The sequence below is a fragment of the Flavihumibacter cheonanensis genome (assembly GCF_022352215.1).
In the GTDB taxonomy this organism is placed as follows: Bacteria; Bacteroidota; Bacteroidia; order Chitinophagales; family Chitinophagaceae; genus Flavihumibacter; species Flavihumibacter cheonanensis.
The window spans coordinates 336,765-354,839 of record NZ_JAKRWF010000004.1 but is presented as its reverse complement, the minus strand read 5'-3'; the positions used below and the strand labels follow the sequence as shown (position 1 = coordinate 354,839).

Below are 18,075 nucleotides of genomic sequence, written 5' to 3'. Positions count from 1 at the left end.
CAACTGAGCAAAGTCATATTCTCCTCCAATACAGGTCATAAACTAAACTTAACTGAGCTGCTAGATTTGTGGCATGATAATTTCCGCTCATATCAAAAACCACAGTTTATGACAGCAGCTACCTCAAAAAGAAATCATCGCCTGAGCAGGCCTCTCTTTGCGCTGGAAAATGCAACTGAGCGCAGAAGAAAAACTACCAGTTGGGTTCCCGCCGCCAACGTATCAGAAAATGCGGAGGAATATGTAATCCGGCTGGCAGTGCCTGGAATGGATCGCCCCTGCTTCCAGATCCATGCCAGTGGTAAAGAACTTGTTATTAGCGGAAAGAAGGAAGAGACCCGGGAAGCAGTAGGAAAATCCGACTTTGAATACAATTACTCTGCCTGGGAGAGAACCTTTGGATTACCCGAAGATGCAGACACAGCGCTAACCCAAGCCAGTTATATCAACGGTGAACTTGTTTTACACATCCCAAGAAATGAAGCTGCCATCGACAGCGGGGAAGTAGATGTGTTCATCTATTAAGAAAACTATTAAATCACCCCAATGACCATCCGGATCAATAAAACCCGAACCTTTAAGGAAATACAGCAGGACTTTAATTCCCTGTTTCCATTTCTTAAAATTGAATTCTTCAAACGTGGCCATGCTGTGGAAGAAGGTTCTTCTGCCAGCAAAATGATCAGGAACGGACAGTTACTGGAAGAGCTAACTATACGGGAGGAAGGCCAGCTGGAGATTCAGCCATCCATGACAGTTGCAGCTTTTGAACAAACTCTGATGAACCGGTTTGGAATCGCTGCCCAGGTATTCAGGAAATCAGGAAACCTGTGGCTGGAAACCACGATGACTGACCAATGGTCGCTGGGGCAACAAAATGAACACGGACGGGAAATTTCGACTCCCTCTGAAAACGGCACAAAATCCCCTACACCCGATTTTGAATTAAGTCGCGGCGAGGATTAATTAGTACAATAGATTACTCAATTTGGCAAGGTCCGTAATCCGGATCTTGCCTTCTTTTATTTCAATTAGTTTCTCCGACTTAAAATCACTTAAGGTGCGGATCAGCGATTCGGTGGCGGTGCCCACATATTGGGCAATATCTTCCCTGGGAATATCCAATGGAGTCGGGACTTCCTCCCCATTAAATTTATGATGAATATCCACCAGCGCTTTGGCTACCCGCTTGCGCAGGGAATCATAGGCCAAGTGAAGCAGCCGGTCTTCCTTCTCCTTTACATTCTGTGAAATGAGCCGGATGAATTTTCCCGCAATGGTCATATCATTAAAAACCGCCTGAATAAAATCTTCCTTCGGAATCAGGGCAAGCTCTGCATCTTCCAGCACTTCCGCATGATCTTCATAGGAGCCATTTTCCAGCAAAGCGATGTATCCAAAATAATCGCCGGCACTGTATAAATTGGTGATGTATTCTTTACCGTCTTCGTGCAGGCGATAGGCTTTTACTTTTCCTGATTTTACATAATACAGGTACTTGGGGCGCTTCCCTTCTCCATAGATCTGCTGGCGTTTGGCAAAATGGACAGTTTCATAATCAGCGGGGTCGAGTTTAATCATACCCGACTCCTGCAAATCCTGCATCAGTTCATTCACCCCTTCTTCTCCAACGGCGTATTTCTGGTGCAGGATATCCTGTTTTTTAAGCCTTACTTCAATGGCATTCAACAGTTCAATATCATCAAAGGGTTTGGTGATAAAATCATCGGCGCCCATTTCCATTCCCTTGCGAAAATCGCTTCTCTCCACTTTAGCAGTAAGGAATATAAAGGGAATATGTTCCGTATCAGGGTTTTTGCGCAGCAGGTGCAGCACTCCATAACCATCCAGTTCCGGCATCATGATATCGCATACCACCAGGTCGGGTTTAAGCTGAAGTGCCAGCTCCACCCCTTTTTTCCCGTTTTCGGCAGTGGTGGTTTTATAGCCCCCCAGCATCAGGATTTCTGCTATGTTTTCCCTGATTTCGGTATGATCATCAATGATTAATATATGTTTCATGCCTGCATTGGTTGATTCCCCAAATAAACGAAAATGCGGTCATTGAGAAAAATCAGTTCCAGCGCTGAGCCAACTCACCCCTAGGCCGTCTGTACAGAATTAGTTTAGCGCACAAAACCTGAAAAGAATTGGCTACCAAATTACAGGAACAAATCAGCTGTTATCACTGTGGTGAAACCTGTGCTGAAACCATCATCCCTTTTGAAGACAAAAGTTTCTGCTGTGAAGGCTGCAAAATGGTGTACCAGTTGCTGAACCAGCATGAGCTCTGTGAGTACTACGATCTAAACAAGAATCCCGGGCTAAGTCAGCGTATCCAAGTGCGCAAAGACAAATTTGCTTTCCTGGAAGATCCGGGCATTGAGCAGCAGCTGATTCATTTCAAGGACTCCACCAATACACATGTCAATTTCTACCTCCCGCATATCCATTGCAGTTCCTGCCTCTACCTCCTGGAAAATTTGCACAAAATACATACCGGTGTAATCAAGGTAACGGTGCAGTTCACCCGAAAAGAGGTGGATGTAATATTTGACCACACCAAGATCTCACTGAGAGGGGTAGCCGAACTGCTGACCAGTATTGGTTACGAACCCTATATTTCCCTGCAACAACTCAATAAGGCAAAACCGCGTATACCGCGCACCATGATTTATCAATTGGGTGTGGCGGGCTTCTGTTTTGCCAATATCATGCTGATGAGTTTCCCGGAGTACCTCGGACTCGAACACGCGGAAAAAAACCTGCAATACGCATTCCGTTATCTCAACCTGATCCTCGCATTGCCGGTATTACTATTCAGTGCGCAGCCCTTTTATAACAGCGCCTGGATAAGTCTGAAACACAGGTTCCTGAATATTGATGCTCCTATTGTGCTCGCCATTTGGGTAACCTTTTTCCGGAGCGTGGTGGAAGTATTGACCGATACGGGTGGAGGTTATTTTGACTCCTTTGCCGGTATCGTTTTTTTCATGCTGATTGGCCGGGTGTTACAGGACAAAACCTACCAGTCGCTTTCCTTTGAGCGCGATTATACTTCTTATTTCCCCATTGCGGTAACAGTTTTAAAAAACGATAAGGAAATACCAACCGCACTTCCTCAAATCAAACCGGGCGATACCCTGCTCATTCACCAGGATGAACTGATTCCGGCTGATGGTATCCTGACCAGAGGGAGGGCCTATATCGATTACAGTTTTGTAACCGGTGAATCCATTCCTGTTTTGAAGGAAGTAGGGGAAATTATTTATGCCGGGGGCAAACAGACAGCCGGGACCATTGAACTGCTAACCATTAAGGAAGTAGCCCAGAGTTACCTGACCCGGCTCTGGAACCAGGCTGAAAAACAGCCGGAAGAAAAAGGTGTGTCCTTTGTACACCTGCTGAGCCGGTATTTTACTTATATCGTATTTACGATTGCTATTGTAACTGCACTTTACTGGTGGGCACAGGACTCTTCCAAAATCTGGCCGGCAGTAACAGCTATTTTAATTATCGCTTGTCCCTGTGCGTTATTACTCTCCAACACATTTACGAATGGAACCATTTTGCGGATATTTTCACGCAATGGCCTCTATCTGCGCAATGCCCAGGCGATAGAAGAAATGGCGGCGATCGACCAGATTGTATTTGATAAAACAGGCACCCTTACCACCACCACCAGACATGCGGTGGAATATGAAGGAGATCCATTAAGCGATAGCGACCTTATTGCACTTGCTTCTCTGGCCAATGGGAGCCGTCACCCCCTTAGCAGAGCACTCATACAACACCTGGGGCAACATCGCAAACCGGTTGATCAGTTCAGGGAGAGAATTGGGAAGGGCCTGGAAGGCTGGATCTATGGAACCCGCTATGCCCTGGGTTCGCAGTCATTCATCACCGGTATGAAAAATCTGAGCTCCGGAACGCGGGTATATGTATCCGTGGATAACCAGGTGAAAGGTTATTTCCAGTTTCATAATTTCTACCGGGAAGAGGTAAACGCTTTACTGGCGCGTATCCGGCCCGATTATGAACTCGCAGTAATTTCAGGCGATAATGATGCAGAAAGACCCGAGCTGGAAAGAATGGCCGGAAAGAAATCCATCCTGCTTTTTAATCAGCAGCCACAGGACAAACTCCGCTATATAGAAATCGAAAAGGAAAAAGGTAAAAAGCTAATGATGGTGGGCGACGGATTGAATGATGCCATCGCCCTGCAGGAAAGTAATATGGGAATAGCGATAGCTGAAAACTCCAACAGCTTCACCCCAGCCAGCGACGGCATCCTGAATGCTGCCTCCCTGGGGAAACTCGACCGGTTTTTACAACTGGCCAAAGGAAACAGGCAGGTGGTGATGGCAAGCTTTGTTATGAGTATCATCTATAATATAATTGGGCTCTATTTTGCCGTGCAGGGAGATTTGTCGCCATTGATTGCCGCCATCCTCATGCCCTCCAGTTCTATCAGTATTATACTACTAACCTACGGTGCATCTAACCTGTATGCCCGTAAACTGAAGTTATAGTGATCAAAATCATAAAAAACGCTGAGGGTGATCATAACCACCCGCAACGTCACCTGCTACTTTTACCAAAAATTTTTATAAATGGCTGTAATCATATTACTCCTGATAGCAAGCATCGCAGTAGCTGCGCTCTTTCTGTTTGGTTTTATCTGGAGTGTAAAAAATGGACAGTACGAAGATGAATACTCCCCCCCAATGCGCATTTTATTTGATGACAAACCCTCTAAAAAAAGTTCCGAACAATAAACCGATAAACAGCAACCTGTATGCAGATTGAACAATTCAGTTACGACAACAAAATCGTGAAATGGTTTGCCTTTGCAACCATTACATGGGGTATTGTAGGCATGCTGGCGGGATTATGGGCCGCCATTGCCCTTTATTATCCGGCCATCAACCTTGACTTTGCACCAACCACATTTGGAAGAATGCGCCCTGTACACACGAATGCCGTGATTTTTGCCTTTGTAGGCAACGGTATTTTTATGGGTGTTTATTACTCATTACAGCGCCTCTGTAAGGCCAGAATGTTCAGCGATCTGCTCAGCAAGATCCATTTCTGGGGCTGGCAGGGTATAATTGTTGCTGCAGCATTAACACTCTGGGCCGGTTATACTACCGGTAAGGAATATGCGGAGCTGGAATGGCCTATTGATATCGCCATTACCCTGATTTGGGTGGTATTTGGTATCAACATGTTCGGTACGATTCTTAAAAGAAGAGAAAGTCATCTCTACGTAGCCATCTGGTTTTATATCGCTACCTGGGTTACCGTTGCGATGCTTCACATTGTAAACAGTTTTGAATTACCTATCAGCCTGTTTAAAAGTTACAGTTGGTATGCAGGTGTTCAGGATGCCCTGGTACAATGGTGGTATGGTCACAATGCGGTGGCCTTCTTCCTGACTACGCCTTATCTCGGACTCATGTATTACTTCCTGCCGAAGGCAGCGAATCGCCCGGTATACTCTTACCGGCTTTCCATCATCCACTTCTGGGCATTGATCTTTATTTATATCTGGGCAGGTCCGCACCACCTGTTATATACCGCCTTACCCGACTGGGCACAGTCTCTTGGGGTAGTCTTCTCCGTTATGCTGATCGCACCTTCCTGGGGTGGCATGCTGAACGGTTTGTTTACCCTTCGTGGTGCCTGGGACAAAGTGAGAGAAGAACCTGTATTGAAGTTCCTTGTTGTGGCAGTAACCTGCTATGGTATGGCCACCTTTGAAGGACCGATGCTGAGTTTGAAAAATGTGAATGCCATTGCACACTTCAGCGATTGGATTGTGGCACACGTACACGTGGGTGCACTTGGCTGGAACGGCTTCCTGACCTTTGGAGTTCTCTACTGGCTAATCCCCAGAATGTATAACACACCGCTTTATTCCAAGAAACTGGCAGGAACGCACTTCTGGATTGGAACCATTGGTATTGTGTTATATGCCATCCCGATGTACTGGGCAGGTTTTGCACAGAGCATGATGTGGAAACAATTCACAGAAGAAGGACAACTGAAGTTCCAGTTCCTGGAAACTGTTACGCATATCATTCCGATGTATATCACTCGTAGCATTGGTGGTACCCTCTACCTCGCGGGTGCACTGGTGATGGTTTACAACCTATACAAAACCATCAAGGCTGGTAGCTTTGTTGATAACGAAGCTGCAGAAGCTGCACCATTGCCTGCAGAGATCAAAACCCATGGTAAGGAACACTGGCACCGCTGGATTGAAAAACGCCCTATCCAGATGCTGGTATGGAGTTTTGTAGCAGTTGCTATTGGTGGTGTGCTGGAATTTGTACCTGCCTTCCTGGTGAAATCAAATGTGCCCACCATCAGCAGTGTAAAACCGTATACACCACTTGAACTGCACGGTCGTGATATCTATGTGCGGGAAGGTTGTTATACCTGTCACAGCCAGATGATCCGCCCCTTCCGTGATGAAGTAGCCCGTTATGGTGAATACAGTAAAGCTGGTGAGTTCGTATACGATCACCCATTCCAGTGGGGATCTAAAAGAACCGGTCCCGATCTGGCACGTGAAGGTGGAAAATACCCCGATAGCTGGCACTACAACCACATGCTGGATCCCACCAGTATGAGTCCGGGTTCAATTATGCCTGCCTACCCCTGGTTATTTGAAGATAAAATTGATACCACACTGACTCCGAAAATGATCAAAGCCATGCAAACCCTGGGTGTTCCTTACGAGAAGGACTATGCGAATATTGCCAACAAGGAACTGAATACGCAGGCCAATGCCATCCGCATCAATCTGAAAATGGAAAAGATTGAAGTAGATAAGCATGATGAGATCGTGGCGCTGATTGCTTATTTGCAAAGGATGGGAACGGATATAAAGAAGTGAAAGGTGAAAGGTGAAAAGTGAAAGAGGTGAAAAGTGAAAGAGGTGAAAAATTTGAAAAAAGTGAAAAAGTAAGAATATGAAATTCATAAACTATTTAGAGTCGATATCAGGGATCAGTATATACGGACTGGCTTCCCTGCTCATATTTGGTGTATTCTTTTTACTGGTTTTGATCTGGTCGATCAAAGCTGATAAAAACATGATCGACGAAATAAGCCGGATTCCGCTTGATAACAGAAACTAGACTAACCGCTAAATCAATCACTATGTGTTTTTTTCAAAGCATACGTCAACATAAACAAAAAGCCGGCAGCATCTTGCTGATCCTATCCGGCTTACTGGCCTTTTCTCTTCCGGCCCTGGCAAAAGGAGCATCCGGTCCAGCGCCTGTGAGCAGTATGGAGAATCCATTGGCTGTAACCCTGCTGATCATCATTGCAGTGCTGGCATTGATCATTATCCTGCTTGCATGGGTAGTAAATGGAGCAGCAGATGTATTCATCAGTAGGTATCGTAAAGCAAAATCAGGAATCGTTTCAGCGCTGATTCTTGGATTTTTACTTGGATCTAACAGTGCTGGTGCACAGGATGCAGCTGCAACCACCGGTCCAAGTCAAATTGGTGGCATGGATTCAATTACCTTCTACTTTTTAACCGGTGTGATTGCAGTTGAGCTTATCGCCATTCTCTATCTGTTGTATAACCTGAGGTTATTGATCAGAGCTGAAATGGCAAGTGCGGGTATTACCAAAGAAGTGGTGGTTCCGGCAAAACCAAAAGAAAGCTGGTGGTCAAAATTCAATAAATTCAAACCGGTTGAACAGGAAGCTGATATCGACCTGGGACATGATTACGATGGTATCCGTGAACTGGACAACCGGCTTCCACCCTGGTGGTTATATGGGTTCTATCTCTGCATCATTTTCGCTGTGATTTACCTGTGGAGATTCCATGTTACCCATACCGGTCCATCTTCCATTGAAGAGTTCAACCGTGAAATGGCCATAGCTGAAAAGCAGAAAGAAGAATACCTGAAAAAAGCAGCAAATAATATTGATGAGAATTCAGTAGTAATGATGGATGCTGCCGGCATAGCAGCTGGTCAGGCTCTTTATATCACGAATTGTGCTGCCTGTCATGGCAAACAGGGTGAAGGTACTGTAGGTCCGAACCTCACTGATGACTACTGGTTGCATGGAGGTTCTATCAATGATATTTTCAAAACCATTAAGTATGGTGTACCTGAAAAAGGCATGCGCTCCTGGCAGGAAGACCTGAGTCCGGTTAAAATGGCGCAAATCAGCAGCTTTATCAAATCCATTCACGGAAGCAATCCTCCCAACCCGAAAGAAAAACAGGGGGACTTGTATAAAGAAGAAGCTCCGGCAGCTGGAGATTCAGTAAAGCCGGCAAGTATTGTGGATTCTACTTCCGTATCAAGCGCTACTAACTAAATCCGTTATTCATGAGTGAGGTAAAAGGGAAAATAGAAAAAGAAGAAGAGGAAAGTTTTCGCGACCGAATTGCGACAGTTGATAAATCTGGTAAACGTAAATGGATTTTTGCACAAAAACCCAAAGGCAGGTTTACCAGCTGGAGAAACTATGTAAGTTGGTTATTCTTTGCTATTTTCCTTATCATACCCTTCATTCATGTGAATGGACGGCCCCTCATTCTCTTTAATATTCCGGAAGCTAAATTCATTTTATTTGGAGTCGTTTTCTGGCCGCAGGACTTTTTCATCTTTGGCCTTACGATGGTAAGCTTTGTTATTTTCATTGTTCTATTTACCGCAGCATTTGGCCGGTTGTTTTGCGGATGGATTTGCCCGCAGACCATATTCATGGAGATGGTATTCCGAAAAATTGAATACCTGATAGAAGGAGATGCATCTGAACAGCGCCTGCTCGCAAAAGCCTCCTGGACTACAGAAAAAATTGTCAAAAAGACAACCAAACATGTAGTATTCTTTTTGATGTCTTTTATCATTGCCAATTTTTTCCTGGCCTATATCATCGGTATTAAAGAACTCTGGAAAATTATTACCGAACCGGTGTCTGAGCACTTTCTTGGGCTGCTTTCCCTTATGCTCTTCTCCGCTGTTTTTTATGGAGTATATGCATTTTTCAGGGAACAGGTATGTACAGTTGTTTGTCCGTATGGAAGACTCCAGGGCGTATTGCTCGACCGCAACTCCATGATTGTTGCTTATGACTATAAAAGAGGTGAGCCCAGGGGAAAACTGAAAGACAAGGAAGAACTGTCACTCGGAGACTGTATTGATTGTTTGCAATGTGTAAAGGTTTGTCCCACTGGTATTGACATCCGCAATGGCACACAACTGGAATGTGTAAACTGTACTGCTTGTATTGATGCCTGTGATAATATCATGGACAAGATTGGTCGTCCAAGGGGACTGATCCGCTATGCATCTGAAAATGGAATCGCGAATCGCGAGCCATTAAAGTATACCACCCGGATGAAATTATACACTGCTTTATTGCTGGTTTTAGTGGTAATTTTATCTACCCTTCTGATTACAAGAAAAGATGTGGATGCCACCATCATGAGAACACCCGGAATGTTATTCCAGGAAAGAGGAACTGACAGCGTATCGAATCTCTATAATATCAAGGTAGCGAATAAAACCATGGAGGAGGTACCACTTACAATCAAGCTGGAAGACCAGCAGGGCAAAGTGGAAATCATTGGAGGCGGACCCATTGTGGTGAAAAAAGAAGGACAGGGATCCGGATCCTTCTTCATCATATTACCACGCACTGCTATCCACGATCGTAAAAATATTTTGCAACTTGGATTGTACAGAGGCAATGAACGGATCGACCAGGTAAAAACAACTTTTTTAGGACCTGTAACCCAATAAAACTATGGCACTTAATTTTGGACATAAACTAGTACTGGTTTTCATCGCTTTCGGATTGCTCATGGGCACGCTGATTTATATGAGTGTAAAAACAGAATTCGAACTGGTTTCCAAAGATTATTATAAAGAGGAACTGGCTTATCAGGAGGTTATTGATGCACGAACCAATGCAGCCAATTTAACAGCTGCGATTCAGTTAAGCTATCGCGATAAAATACTGAAAATTCAGATGCCGACCGAGATGAAAGGCATTGTTCAATCGGGACAAATTGTTTTTTATTGTCCGTCTGATTCTGATAAAGACACTGTACTTGACCTGCAACCTGATGCTAGCGGACAGCAATCAATTGAGATTGGTAAAAGCATCCTTCCTGCCGCCTATAAACTGAAATTTAAATGGCAGGCGAATGACAAGGCTTATTACCAGGAAAACTTTATGAACTTACAGTAATGACCTGGGAACTGATCATAGGTGCACTTAGCCTGGGGCTCATCAGCAGTTTTCACTGCGTAGGGATGTGTGGTCCTATTGCATTTGCGCTACCAGTACAACACCTCTCTCCCATTCTCCGGATGGGATCAACACTAAGTTATCACCTGGGTAGAATCACTACATACAGTGCACTTGGTGCGATCTTCGGGTTGTTAGGCAGACAGGTATACCTGGCAGGAGTTCAGCGATGGTTCTCCATTCTTCTCGGAGTATTGGTTTTATTTCTCCTGATCCAATACATGCAGCAGAAAACCAGGATACAACCCGGCTGGATCACACGATTACAAACCCGGCTGCTGAATACCATGAGCAGCTTGTTGAAAGACCAGCGATCCGGCAGTTTTTTCCTGCTGGGAATGGCAAATGGATTATTACCCTGCGGTATGGTATATCTTGCCATTGCAGGCGCACTCAGTACCAACCAATTAACAGATGGAGTTTTCTTTATGGCGGCTTTCGGATTGGGCACACTGCCTGCGCTTCTTGCATTGAACTGGTTCGGGCACCTTGCCAGCATCAGCCTTCGTAACCGTATGAAACAACTGACACCTTATGTAATTGCGGTAATGGGTGTATTATTAATACTAAGGGGACTGAACCTGGGCATTCCCTATATTAGTCCGGTTTTGGAATCAGCCAGGGGCGCTGCTATTGATTGCCATTAATAGAACTACAGGGTACAGATACAATAACTGTAGTCCCCTGATTCAATTCACTTTCAAACCGGATATCACCACCGAGGAGGTTCATGTAACGCTTTACAATATGTAGCCCCAAACCGGTACCCTGAATATTGAACGCATTCTTGGCCCGGAAAAAACTATCAAATAAATATTCCTGGTCTTCTTTTGCAACCCCAATTCCTTCATCTTTCACGGAAATGGTTAAACGCCCGTTGTCCTGTACCATTCGCACATGAATGGATTTACCCGGATCTGAAAATTTAATCGCATTACTCAGGATGTTGATCAATGTATGTTTCATTAATCGCTTATCCGTGGTGCAGGTGATGGTTTCCGGAATATCCCGGTTGAATGATTGTCCTTCTTTCATGGAAGGTTTCAATTCATCTTCCACTTCTTCCAGCAATTGAGCCAGGTTTACAGGTTCCAGTTTGGTTTCCACTTTTCCTTCTTCCAGTTTTCCAAAAGACAGAAAGTCTTCCAGCAGATCGTTCAGGTGTTTTACAGCATCTTTTACCCGCTTGACATGTTTTTCTCTTTGCGGTTGCTCCTCTCCCTGCTGGTACCGACTGATCAGGGTTGCAGAAGATAATATGGTACTTAATGGTGTGCGGAATTCATGAGAGGCCATCGATACAAACCTGGATTTGATTTCATTTAACTCTTTTTCCTTGTTAAGTGCATCTTCCAATTCCAATTGCGAGCGTTCCAGTTCATGCAAAGCTTCTTTAAGAATCAGTGTGCGCTCTTCCACTTTGGTTTCCAGTTCCGTATTCAGCTTGCGTACATCATTGGTAATACTTTCCAGTTGTTCTTTTTGATGTAATAATTTTTTCTCTGCCTCTTTACGTTGCGTAATATCAATGATAAAGGCAATTACATACTGTCCTTTTTTATCACTGAAATGACTTAGGCTGATTTCCACCGGAAATTCAGAACCATCTTTGCGTTTGGCAAACAGATCACGCCCCTGTCCCATTTTCCGGTTGCCCGGGTTTTTATAGAATTCTGCCCTGCTATGTTCATGCTTGTTATGCAGGCGCTTGGGTATTAGTAATTCAATCGTTTGGTTAAGCAACTCATGTTTTTCATAGCCGAACAATCGTTCAGCTTCCGGATTCACCAAAATAATCTGACCCTTTCCATTAGTAAGAATTATTCCTTCCGTAGCATGTTCAAAAAGCGCATTCACCTGGCGCTCCTCTCTCTCCAGGCTTCGGTATAAGCGCTTCAGATAAATGACAAGAGTCATTGTCATCACAATTACCACTGCAGAAAAAATATGCTGCATCCAGATCTGAACATCCGGCTCTGCTGCATTGGGATAATAAACTGAGATAATGGTGAATATCAAACCAGTAACACCAAAGATGCGGGTATACAGATCGTCCTTTAAAAAGATGGTCAATAAAATGGCGATAATATATCCACCATCAAAAAAACTATATTCAGGTTGCTGGTACTGCATAAAGGCAGTAGCACCAATAACGGCGATACTGAATAGTATAATAGGAAGCGGGTTCTCTTTGAACATACTCGAAAATAAGGCAAATACTTAGCTGCTAAGTGGTTTACTGATACACCCCGTAATTTTACAGATAAGTGTTTTTATGGAGTGTGTTCCTGCCCCAAAATTCCGGAAAACTCCCAAACCCGCATAGGGATTCTACGATAATATCTTCCAAAAAAGCGTGATTCGAGGACAAACACTTGCGTTTTTCGCCCATTTATCGAAAAAACCCCATGCCCACTTGTATTTTCCGAAGTCCGTGATGATCTTTGTATTGTTGATCGAAAATCCAGGATGCCTACAAAAAACCACTTAGCAAACAAAAATCAAGATCCTAAGAAAACCAGCATCATCCCAAAGTAGAATTATGAAAACTTCGTACCTTTTTTTGCTGGCTTTCCTGGCAAGTCTCTTCACAACTGAAGTATCCGCACAGGATATCTCTTTCACCAACTATAAGCTGGAAAGCGGTGCAGCCGGACAGCGTGGAGCCATGTACCGGTTTTCTTCTGTTACCAAGAATGCATTCGGAAAAGCAGAAGCTGATTGCATCGTTAAAATTGAAAATATCACTCCGGGTGTAGTGCTGAAGCAACTTCATCACAATACAAATAATAACGCTTCTATATTTCAGCCAGAGGTTGAATACGCAGGTATCAATGGTCCTTCCTGGATCGAGTTCAGCTTTACTTTCGTAAATAATAACCAACCCCTGGATCAGCCCAATGGTTATAGCATGCCGGAAATCACTACTTCCGTTTCTGGTTTGAATAACTACGGTGCTGCGCACGAATTTGCAGAGTGTTACCTTGGATATGGAAGTAAAGTGGTATATGACAACGAAATTACTTCCCTGATGATCTCTGCCGCTAACAGTGGTTACCGCGCTGAAAACAAATGGGGTAAGCAAAATACCAGCAGCGAAAAAATCAGCATCGTAAATAAAAATATTACTACGATTCGTGTTAAGCTGGGTGTTAATCGCAATAACAATGAGTGGGCTGGTCGCGCTCAGTACAAAATTGAACTGAAGAATTCTACTCCTGATCTGGCTACTGTTTACATGCCTCATATCGTAGGTTTCCAGGCCCGTATGCAAACCGATATCATTGAGCTGGCCTGGTCTTGTCCTACTCAGGAAAAACTGCAGGATATCAGCATTGAGAAGAGTGTGGATGGTGAAGTGTTCCGTGAGGTTGCCCGCTTCAATCGTGCTAACATGCCAAAAGGTGGATTGTACCAGTTCAAAGATGAAAGCAAATCTGCTACTACTATGGGTGCAGTATTCTATCGCCTTCGCACCCGCGACATGGAAGGTAACTTCGAATACTCTTCAGTTAAGATGGTAGCTATGGATAAGAAAGATGATTTCATCCCTACCGAACTGAGCATCGATCCTCAAACCGGTTCTACTGTATTGCTGACTCCCCTGGCCTGGCAGCAAAAGCAGATCTCAGTTGAGATCTTCAACGAGAAAGGAGAGCTGATCAAAAAAATTAACGATACTTCCAATGGCGTTCAGATGGACCTGAACACCAAAACGCTGGCTGCTGGTGTATATGTAGTGCGTTTCACTTGTGGAAAGCAGTATTCTACTCAGTACCTGATTCAGTCAGAGAGTTTATAAGTTGAAATTTCAGGGTCTCGAAGGGCAACATGAAAATGTTGCCATTTTTTTTGCCTGCTTTTTCACTTGTATAATAAAGAGTCTTCCCATCCGGGGATATAAAAGGGCAATAATCCAGGTCTGCAGAATTCACTGATTTCATGTTTTTAGCGGGCTCCCAATAACCAGCTGGATTTCGGATACTCATATAGAGATCACCCCTGCCCATATCATCGGCTCTTCCATAGGAAGTAAAAATCAACAGGGATTCATCCGGTGAAACATAGGCATTGAATTCATAATAGGCAGAATTTACACCTGTATCCAACGCTTTGGCCGGTAACCAATTACCATTCTTGTATTCCGCCCTGTAAATATCTTCCTTACCAGGGCCACCTATCCTTTCTGACGTAAAATACAGATGCCCTTCTTTTGTTACGGAAGGATAATACTCATCTTTTTCAGAATTGATGGCTGGTCCCAGATGAATGGGCTCCGACCAGCCAGTTGGCAGTCGCTCTACCATCCAGATATCCACATCTTCACCTGTTCTTCCCGGCTTTGGACGTCCCGAAGCAAAAAACAGGCGTTTTCCATCAGGTGCGAAAAATGGTTCCAAATCACGAAACCTGCCACTAAAGGGAGCAGGCTTTGCTTCCGTCCAGCTGCCATCCTGCAATTTCGATAAATGCCAGATCGTTTGATCCTTCCAGTCAGTCCCCTGCCTGGTAAAAAAAACATCCCGCCCATCCGGAGAGATGGCCAGGTCGCGTTCATAAGCAGCCGTATTAATTTTGTTGTCCAGCACCTGCTGTGGAACCTGTGGATCAGAAAAAAACACGCTAAACAGGATCAGATTCGGTAAAAACATAAGGATCATTTAGAAAGGAAACCTAATTTTATCCGACACAAATTTTCCGGATAGCATGAAACTAACTCCTTTTCCGGCATTTCTACTCCTGTTATTACCAGTATTTTCCAGTTGCTCCAATCAGGAAAACCTGATTCAGCCGACAGAGGAAGGCATAACTGAATCGGTATATGCCTCTGGCACCATAAAAACCCGCAACCAATACCAGTTGTACTCCACCGTTAGCGGCATCATCGAAGAAGTGCTCGTAAATGAAGGAGACCTGGTGAAGAAAGGCAGTCCCATTTATAAAATCAACAATGACCTGGTTCGACTAAACAGAGAAAACGCCCAGTTGGCTGCCAACTATTCAGCAGAGGAGAACAATCGCAACCGGTTAAAAGAGCTGAAAGCTTCTCTTGATTTTGCTATCAGTAAATTCAAAACGGATTCTTCTCTTTACAAACGCCAGCAGGAATTATGGAACCAGGGAATCGGCACCCGGAATGAACTGGAGCAGCGGGAACTTGCCATGGAAAATGCTGCCAGCAATGTAGAATCCACCCGGCGCCGTTACGATGAACTGGAAAGGCAGATAAGATTCAATGCGCAACAGGCAAGAAAACAATTACAGATCACCAGCACCCAGCAAAATGATTATATCATCAAAAGTGAGTCGGATGGTAAAGTTTATAAACTGCTGAAAGAAAAAGGAGAAACTGTCAATCCGCAACAAGCCATCGCCACAATGGGAGATGCAGACAATTTCATAATCGAATTGCTGGTGGATGAATATGATATTGCCAAAATCAAAACCGGTCAAAAAATAATTGTAACACTGGACAGTTACAAAGGAGAAGTATTTGAAGCAAGCCTTACGAGAATTGATCCCATTATGGATGAAAGAACCCGGAGTTTCCTCGTGGAAGCCGCATTTGAAAAAGCACCCGAGAAACTGTATCCCAACCTGTCAGCTGAAGCGAATATTGTAATTCAAACCAAAGCAAAGACCCTGACCATACCAAGGAACTACCTGGTGCAAGATTCCTTTGTGTTACTTGAAAACAAAGAAAAAAGAAAAGTAGTAACCGGACTTAAAGATTATAAGAAAGTTGAAATACTGGAAGGCATTACCGCATCTGATAAACTGGTTGATCCCCTACAATGAGTAAGCCGCTCATACTAAAAATTGCCTATGCATTGCTGATGGCGCGATGGAAACAAACCCTGGTGGCTGCCATTGGCGTAACCTTTAGCATCACGATGTTCATCACGCTGCTGAGTTTTATGACGGGACTGAATAAATTATTGGACGGACTTGTTATCAACAGAACACCGCATGTCCGCCTGTTTAATGAGATTCGGCCGGATAGCATCCAACCTGTGCAGAAGGCAGCAGAATATCAGTCGTATTACCACATCATACATTCTGTAAAGTCAGGAAACAGTCGCCAGGAAATTTATAACAGCGGAGCCATCATGCAACGCATAACACAAGACCCGCGCGTGCTCGGCATTGCCCCCAAAATAACCAGCCAGGTGTTCTTCAACGAAGGTAACCTCGAAATAACAGGTGTTGTATATGGAGTAGATGTGGAAGCAGAAAGCCGCCTGTTTTTCTTTACCGATTATGTTGTAAAAGGACAGGCATCCGATCTCAAAAATGTGGCAAACAGCATTATCCTGGGGAAAGGACTGGCTGATAAGCTATTGGCCGATATCGGAGATGTGGTGCAGTTAACAACCTCATCAGGAGAACAGTTCCGCTTAAAAGTAGTAGGGCATTTTCAATCCGGTTTACAGGAGCTGGATAAAACCCAAAGTTTTGCATCCCTGACTACGGTTCAGAAAATCATGGGCAAACCCAATAGCTATGTAACAGATATCCAGGTGAAGCTGAACGATATCAACCAGGCGCCAAAGATGGCGAAAGAATTCAATAAAGTATTTGAGATCGACGCGGAAGATATTCAAACCGCCAATTCGCAATTTGAAACAGGAACCTCTGTTCGGAATATCATCTCGTATGCAGTAGGCATCACGCTATTGGTGGTAGCCGGGTTTGGTATTTACAATATCCTGAACATGATGATCTATGAAAAGATGGACTCCATTGCCATACTGAAAGCAACCGGTTTTTCCGGAAAGGATGTGAACCGGATCTTTATTATGATTGCACTTGGAATAGGCATTTTTGGCGGACTAACGGGCTTGCTCATGGGCTATTTATTATCCTCATTGATCGATCAGATTCCTTTCAATACAGCAGCATTACCAACCGTAACAACCTATCCCATCAATTATAATCCGGTCTATTATTTCATAGGCAGTGCATTTTCACTGATCACTACTTATCTGGCAGGATACTTCCCGGCGAAAAAAGCCAGCAGAGTGGATCCGGTTGTAATCATCAGAGGCAAATAATATGAACTCCGTCATACTAGAAGCAAAACATATTTACAAACAGTTTTACGACCCGGTAAAATTTGATGTACTTAAAGACATCAATTTCCAGGTAAAGGCGGGGGAATTTGTATCGGTGATTGGCAAATCGGGTTGCGGTAAATCCACCCTGCTCTATATCCTCTCTACCATGGATACAGATTACCAGGGAGAATTGTATGTCGACGAACAAAAAATGACAGGACTGAAAGAAAAAGAACTGGCGGCGGTGCGCAATGAAAAAATCGGATTTGTATTCCAGTTCCATTACCTGCTCAATGAATTCACGGTGTTGGAGAATATTTTACTGCCCGCCAGGAAGCTGGCCAAAAAGCCGGAAGCAGCATTAAAAGACCGGGCACATTTCTTACTAAAAACGCTTGATATCAGCAAACTGGCAGAAAAGAACCCCCGGCAATTATCAGGAGGTGAAAAACAACGGGTTGCCATTGCGCGTGCCATGATCAATGAGCCTGCTATCATTATGGGAGATGAGCCCACCGGCAACCTGGACAAGCGGAACAGCGAAATCGTATTCTCCACTTTTCAGCAGCTGGCCCAGGAATTCAACCAGAGCCTGCTCATCGTAACCCATGACCCGGAATTTGCGGAACGAACCAACCGGATCATTGAAATGGAGGATGGCAGGATTATCCGGCAATAATTTTTTCCAAAACTGGTTACATTTTCCAAGGCTGCAACA

17 protein-coding genes are annotated in these 18,075 nt (G+C 44.2%); 14 read left to right on the top strand and 3 right to left on the bottom strand.

Annotated elements, in window-relative coordinates:
• Positions 1 to 108: 108 nt before the first annotated feature.
• On the top strand, positions 109 to 525 hold the full coding sequence (locus MD536_RS17910; protein ID WP_239602635.1) for an Hsp20/alpha crystallin family protein: 417 nt from the start codon (positions 109 to 111) through the stop codon (positions 523 to 525).
• A gap of 21 nt (positions 526 to 546) precedes the next feature.
• A complete protein-coding gene (locus MD536_RS17905) occupies positions 547 to 966 on the top strand; it encodes a hypothetical protein (protein ID WP_239602633.1) in 420 nt (139 codons plus the stop codon).
• Here the strand turns inward: MD536_RS17905 and MD536_RS17900 are convergent, their stop codons facing one another.
• Positions 967 to 2,022, bottom strand: coding sequence for a response regulator (locus MD536_RS17900; RefSeq protein ID WP_239602632.1), 1,056 nt, complete (start codon positions 2,020 to 2,022; stop codon positions 967 to 969). It lies immediately after the preceding gene.
• Between the two features lie 128 nt (positions 2,023 to 2,150).
• Here MD536_RS17900 and MD536_RS17895 point away from each other — a divergent pair, with 128 nt between their 5' ends.
• The 8 genes from MD536_RS17895 (at position 2,151) to MD536_RS17860 (ending at position 10,946) form a co-directional block, all read left to right on the top strand.
• Positions 2,151 to 4,532, top strand: a complete 2,382-nt coding sequence (locus tag MD536_RS17895) for a heavy metal translocating P-type ATPase (RefSeq protein WP_239602631.1) — start codon at positions 2,151 to 2,153, stop codon at positions 4,530 to 4,532.
• An 81-nt stretch (positions 4,533 to 4,613) separates the two neighbouring features.
• Complete coding sequence (gene ccoS, locus MD536_RS17890) at positions 4,614 to 4,778, top strand: cbb3-type cytochrome oxidase assembly protein CcoS (protein WP_239602630.1); 165 nt, start codon at positions 4,614 to 4,616, stop codon at positions 4,776 to 4,778.
• A gap of 20 nt (positions 4,779 to 4,798) precedes the next feature.
• Positions 4,799 to 6,904, top strand: coding sequence for a cytochrome-c oxidase, cbb3-type subunit I (gene ccoN, locus MD536_RS17885; RefSeq protein WP_239602629.1), 2,106 nt, complete (start codon positions 4,799 to 4,801; stop codon positions 6,902 to 6,904).
• 76 nt (positions 6,905 to 6,980) lie between these two features.
• On the top strand, positions 6,981 to 7,148 hold the full coding sequence (locus MD536_RS17880; protein ID WP_239602628.1) for a CcoQ/FixQ family Cbb3-type cytochrome c oxidase assembly chaperone: 168 nt from the start codon (positions 6,981 to 6,983) through the stop codon (positions 7,146 to 7,148).
• A 22-nt stretch (positions 7,149 to 7,170) separates the two neighbouring features.
• On the top strand, positions 7,171 to 8,358 hold the full coding sequence (locus tag MD536_RS17875; protein WP_239602627.1) for a cbb3-type cytochrome c oxidase N-terminal domain-containing protein: 1,188 nt from the start codon (positions 7,171 to 7,173) through the stop codon (positions 8,356 to 8,358).
• 11 nt (positions 8,359 to 8,369) lie between these two features.
• The gene (gene ccoG / locus MD536_RS17870; RefSeq protein WP_239602626.1) at positions 8,370 to 9,788 is read left to right on the top strand and encodes a cytochrome c oxidase accessory protein CcoG; all 1,419 of its coding nucleotides are present in this window, start codon (positions 8,370 to 8,372) and stop codon (positions 9,786 to 9,788) included.
• Between the two features lie 4 nt (positions 9,789 to 9,792).
• The gene (locus MD536_RS17865; protein WP_239602625.1) at positions 9,793 to 10,239 is read left to right on the top strand and encodes a FixH family protein; all 447 of its coding nucleotides are present in this window, start codon (positions 9,793 to 9,795) and stop codon (positions 10,237 to 10,239) included.
• The gene (locus tag MD536_RS17860; protein WP_239602623.1) at positions 10,239 to 10,946 is read left to right on the top strand and encodes a sulfite exporter TauE/SafE family protein; all 708 of its coding nucleotides are present in this window, start codon (positions 10,239 to 10,241) and stop codon (positions 10,944 to 10,946) included. The genes MD536_RS17865 and MD536_RS17860 overlap by 1 nt, the downstream gene beginning before the upstream one ends.
• On the opposite strand, the gene MD536_RS17855 is transcribed toward MD536_RS17860, so the two are convergent.
• Positions 10,930 to 12,498, bottom strand: a complete 1,569-nt coding sequence (locus MD536_RS17855; protein WP_239602622.1) for a sensor histidine kinase — start codon at positions 12,496 to 12,498, stop codon at positions 10,930 to 10,932. The two genes, MD536_RS17860 and MD536_RS17855, sit on opposite strands and share 17 nt — an antisense overlap.
• Positions 12,499 to 12,841: 343 nt before the next feature.
• Between MD536_RS17855 and MD536_RS17850 the strand changes: the two genes are divergently transcribed.
• Positions 12,842 to 14,101, top strand: a complete 1,260-nt coding sequence (locus tag MD536_RS17850; protein ID WP_239602620.1) for a T9SS type A sorting domain-containing protein — start codon at positions 12,842 to 12,844, stop codon at positions 14,099 to 14,101.
• On the opposite strand, the gene MD536_RS17845 is transcribed toward MD536_RS17850, so the two are convergent.
• Entirely contained in the window at positions 14,067 to 14,951 is an 885-nt protein-coding gene (locus MD536_RS17845; RefSeq protein ID WP_239602619.1) for a TolB family protein, read from the bottom strand. The two genes, MD536_RS17850 and MD536_RS17845, sit on opposite strands and share 35 nt — an antisense overlap.
• Before the next feature lie 55 nt (positions 14,952 to 15,006).
• Here MD536_RS17845 and MD536_RS17840 point away from each other — a divergent pair, with 55 nt between their 5' ends.
• The 3 genes from MD536_RS17840 to MD536_RS17830 are packed head-to-tail and all read left to right on the top strand — an operon-like array spanning position 15,007 to position 18,036.
• Positions 15,007 to 16,098, top strand: a complete 1,092-nt coding sequence (locus MD536_RS17840; protein ID WP_239602617.1) for an efflux RND transporter periplasmic adaptor subunit — start codon at positions 15,007 to 15,009, stop codon at positions 16,096 to 16,098.
• The gene (locus MD536_RS17835; protein WP_239602615.1) at positions 16,095 to 17,354 is read left to right on the top strand and encodes an ABC transporter permease; all 1,260 of its coding nucleotides are present in this window, start codon (positions 16,095 to 16,097) and stop codon (positions 17,352 to 17,354) included. The genes MD536_RS17840 and MD536_RS17835 overlap by 4 nt, the downstream gene beginning before the upstream one ends.
• A 1-nt stretch (position 17,355) precedes the next feature.
• Positions 17,356 to 18,036: an ABC transporter ATP-binding protein gene (locus tag MD536_RS17830; protein ID WP_239602614.1), complete on the top strand. Its 681-nt coding sequence runs from the start codon at positions 17,356 to 17,358 to the stop codon at positions 18,034 to 18,036.
• Positions 18,037 to 18,075: the final 39 nt, after the last annotated feature.

Excerpts from the sequence above, each read along its gene's own strand:
- ccoS (WP_239602630.1), top strand. The coding sequence starts at position 4,614 with ATGGCTGTAATCATATTACTCCTGATAGCAAGCATCGCAGTAGCTGCG.
- MD536_RS17850 (WP_239602620.1), top strand. The coding sequence starts at position 12,842 with ATGAAAACTTCGTACCTTTTTTTGCTGGCTTTCCTGGCAAGTCTCTTC.
- MD536_RS17865 (WP_239602625.1), top strand. The coding sequence starts at position 9,793 with ATGGCACTTAATTTTGGACATAAACTAGTACTGGTTTTCATCGCTTTC.
- ccoN (WP_239602629.1), top strand. The coding sequence starts at position 4,799 with ATGCAGATTGAACAATTCAGTTACGACAACAAAATCGTGAAATGGTTT.
- MD536_RS17860 (WP_239602623.1), top strand. The coding sequence starts at position 10,239 with ATGACCTGGGAACTGATCATAGGTGCACTTAGCCTGGGGCTCATCAGC.
- MD536_RS17840 (WP_239602617.1), top strand. The coding sequence starts at position 15,007 with ATGAAACTAACTCCTTTTCCGGCATTTCTACTCCTGTTATTACCAGTA.
- MD536_RS17845 (WP_239602619.1), bottom strand. The coding sequence starts at position 14,951 with ATGTTTTTACCGAATCTGATCCTGTTTAGCGTGTTTTTTTCTGATCCA.
- MD536_RS17855 (WP_239602622.1), bottom strand. The coding sequence starts at position 12,498 with ATGTTCAAAGAGAACCCGCTTCCTATTATACTATTCAGTATCGCCGTT.
- MD536_RS17875 (WP_239602627.1), top strand. The coding sequence starts at position 7,171 with ATGTGTTTTTTTCAAAGCATACGTCAACATAAACAAAAAGCCGGCAGC.
- ccoG (WP_239602626.1), top strand. The coding sequence starts at position 8,370 with ATGAGTGAGGTAAAAGGGAAAATAGAAAAAGAAGAAGAGGAAAGTTTT.
- MD536_RS17910 (WP_239602635.1), top strand. The coding sequence starts at position 109 with ATGACAGCAGCTACCTCAAAAAGAAATCATCGCCTGAGCAGGCCTCTC.
- MD536_RS17900 (WP_239602632.1), bottom strand. The coding sequence starts at position 2,022 with ATGAAACATATATTAATCATTGATGATCATACCGAAATCAGGGAAAAC.
- MD536_RS17835 (WP_239602615.1), top strand. The coding sequence starts at position 16,095 with ATGAGTAAGCCGCTCATACTAAAAATTGCCTATGCATTGCTGATGGCG.
- MD536_RS17905 (WP_239602633.1), top strand. The coding sequence starts at position 547 with ATGACCATCCGGATCAATAAAACCCGAACCTTTAAGGAAATACAGCAG.
- MD536_RS17880 (WP_239602628.1), top strand. The coding sequence starts at position 6,981 with ATGAAATTCATAAACTATTTAGAGTCGATATCAGGGATCAGTATATAC.
- MD536_RS17830 (WP_239602614.1), top strand. The coding sequence starts at position 17,356 with ATGAACTCCGTCATACTAGAAGCAAAACATATTTACAAACAGTTTTAC.